Origin of the sequence: Novosphingobium sp., assembly GCF_041915465.1 — a bacterium.
In the GTDB taxonomy this organism is placed as follows: Bacteria; Pseudomonadota; Alphaproteobacteria; order Sphingomonadales; family Sphingomonadaceae; genus Novosphingobium.
On the sequence record NZ_JAYSBK010000183.1, the window covers coordinates 1 to 2,573 of the forward strand.

Here is a 2,573-nt window from a genome sequence, read left to right on the forward strand (position 1 = left end):
TCGCTCAGTGATGCCGATGCCGGGGTGATTGTTGGCAAGCTCGTTGGCCGGAAAGGAAAAAAGCCGTGATTTGCGTAGCGATTGCCAATCAGAAGGGCGGGGTGGGCAAGACCACGACCGCGATCAACATCGCCACCGCCATGGCCGCGACCGGCTGGAAAGTGCTGCTGATCGATCTTGATCCGCAAGGCAATGCCTCGACCGGGATCGGAATCGGTGCTGATGAACGCGATCGTTCGGTCTATGACCTGTTGGTCGATGAAGCGCCGCTGGCCGACTGCATCGTGCATTCGCGCATTCCGGGGCTCGATGTCGTTCCGGCCACGGTCGATCTTTCGGGTGCCGAAGTCGAACTGGTGGCGGTGGAGAATCGCACCGATCGGCTGCGCCGCGCGCTGGAAGGTGCGGCGGGATATGACGTGTGTTTCATCGATTGCCCGCCATCGCTTGGCCTGCTCACGCTCAATGCGATGGCTGCGGCAGATACCATGCTCGTGCCGCTGCAGTGCGAATTCTTCGCTCTCGAAGGCTTGTCACAGCTGCTGCAAACAGTCGAACGGGTCCAGCAGCGCTTCAATCCCGATCTGGGCATCGTTGGTGTCGCGCTCACCATGTACGATCGGCGCAACCGCCTGACAGACCAGGTGGCCGATGACGTACGCTCGTGCCTTGGGCCGCTGGTGTTCGAATCGGTGATCCCGCGCAACGTGCGCCTATCCGAAGCACCGAGCCACGGATTGCCGGCACTGGTCTATGACCATGCTTGCGCTGGTAGCCGCGCCTATATGGCTTTGGCCCGCGAATTGATTTCCCGCCTGCCGCAACAGAGGAAGGCCGCATGAGCGACGATTCCGTTATCCGCACAACTACGCCAAAGCGCCAGGTACTGGGGCGCGGCCTTGGGGCCCTGCTCGGCGAAACCCGCCGGGAAGAGCCCCTGGTGACCCGCGCAGCCCCTGCAACCGGCGAAGGCGGTGCGCCAGCCGCTGGCGCTGGATTGGCCGATGGCGCGACTACGGGCCTGGCAATGCTTCCGATTGCCGATATCGTGCCGCATCCGGGGCAGCCGCGCCGCCGGTTCGCAGAGGAGGCGCTTGACGAGCTCGCCGCCTCGATTGCGGCGCGGGGTGTGATCCAGCCCGTGATCGTTACGCCGCACGGTGCGGGGCGCTGGCGCCTGGTCGCGGGCGAACGCCGCTGGCGCGCCGCGCAGCGCGCACAACTGCATGAAATCCCTGCGATTATTCGCAACCTGAGCGATCGTGAAATTACCGCCCTGGCGCTTATCGAGAACCTCCAGCGCGAGGATCTCAACCCGATCGAAGAAGCACGGGCATACCACCGGCTGGCCGAAGACGAAGGGCTGACTCAGGCCGAGATCGCCAAGCTGGTCGACAAGAGCCGCAGCCACGTAGCCAACCTGCAGCGCCTGCTGCAATTGCCCGATGCCGTGGTCGACATGGTCGAGGATGGTCGGCTCTCGATGGGGCATGCCCGCGCGCTGATCGGTGTCGAAAGTGCGGAAGCACTGGCGGAGCAGGCGCTGGCCAAGCAGCTTTCGGTGCGCGAAGTGGAAAAGCTGGTGCGCCGCAAGACGACCGGCACCACTGTTCCACGCCGCGCGCGGGGCGAGCGTGATTCGGCCGATGCTGCCGATATTGCTGCGGTCCAGAGCCACCTCGAAGAGTTCCTGGGTTTGTCGGTGCGAATCAACGCGGATGCGGATCCGCGCTCTGGCGCAGTGACGATCCGCTATCGCACACTCGATCAGCTGGACCTGATCTGCCAGCGCCTGACAGGTGGCGGCATATAAGGAATCACCTAGGGGATATTGCGGGGCAAGCGTTAACGGAATTCCCGCGTCCGTTAACCATAACCGCAAGGGAAACGAAAAAACTTGGTAACTTACAAGCACATCCACGGATGGAGGGTCGACCGCCCATTCTGCAGTGCCAGGGGGCGCTGGATTCGTGATTTGCTTGTAAGGGACCAGATACACATGCGTAATTCGCTTCGTCTTGCGGCCGTTGGCGCCGCCATCGCTGCCGCTTCGCTCGCCACTTCGGCCAATGCTGCCGCCAGCGCTACTGCCACCGCGACTGCGGAAGTTCTCAACACCCTGACGCTGACGGCTGACACCAGCCTCGACTTCGGCCAGATCGCTGCGAACACCGGCGGCACCGTCACCGTGAACGCCGACTCGAGCGTTTCCTCGACCGGCGCCCTGGTTTCGACCGGCACCCGCGTCCCGGCCTCGTTCACCGTGACCGGCAGCAAGAGCTCCATGGTCGTCGTGACCCTGCCGACCTCGGCTGCGACGCTGACCCGCTCGGGCGGCACCGAAACGATGTCGCTCGACGGCTTCAACTCGAACCCCAACGGTGCGTTCCAGCTGGATGCCACGACCGGCCAGAGCACCTTCGAAGTCGGCGGCACCCTGCACGTCGCCAGCAGCCAGACCCCGGGTGTCTACAGCGGCACCTTCGACGTCTCGGTCGAATACCAGTAAGAAACTGTCCACTCCGCAGGGCCGGTCTCTGCGGAAGACAAGCAAAGGGGCCGCATCCGCCAAG

General features: G+C 63.8%; 3 protein-coding genes. All 3 read left to right on the forward strand.

The window, feature by feature from the left end:
• Positions 1-65: 65 nt before the first annotated feature.
• The 3 genes from ACE3SN_RS16740 to ACE3SN_RS16750 all read left to right on the forward strand — a co-directional run bounded on the left by ACE3SN_RS16740 (position 66) and on the right by ACE3SN_RS16750 (position 2,509).
• Entirely contained in the window at positions 66-842 is a 777-nt protein-coding gene (locus ACE3SN_RS16740; RefSeq protein WP_374531956.1) for a ParA family protein, read from the forward strand.
• A complete protein-coding gene (locus ACE3SN_RS16745; protein ID WP_374531958.1) occupies positions 839-1,813 on the forward strand; it encodes a ParB/RepB/Spo0J family partition protein in 975 nt (324 codons plus the stop codon). The genes ACE3SN_RS16740 and ACE3SN_RS16745 overlap by 4 nt, the downstream gene beginning before the upstream one ends.
• Before the next feature lie 186 nt (positions 1,814-1,999).
• Positions 2,000-2,509, forward strand: a complete 510-nt coding sequence (locus ACE3SN_RS16750) for a DUF4402 domain-containing protein (RefSeq protein ID WP_374531960.1) — start codon at positions 2,000-2,002, stop codon at positions 2,507-2,509.
• Positions 2,510-2,573 lie beyond the last annotated feature (64 nt).

Bases quoted from the DNA above. Each gene is read 5' to 3' on its own strand.
- ACE3SN_RS16750 (WP_374531960.1), top strand. From the start codon at position 2,000: ATGCGTAATTCGCTTCGTCTTGCGGCCGTTGGCGCCGCCATCGCTGCC.
- ACE3SN_RS16745 (WP_374531958.1), top strand. From the start codon at position 839: ATGAGCGACGATTCCGTTATCCGCACAACTACGCCAAAGCGCCAGGTA.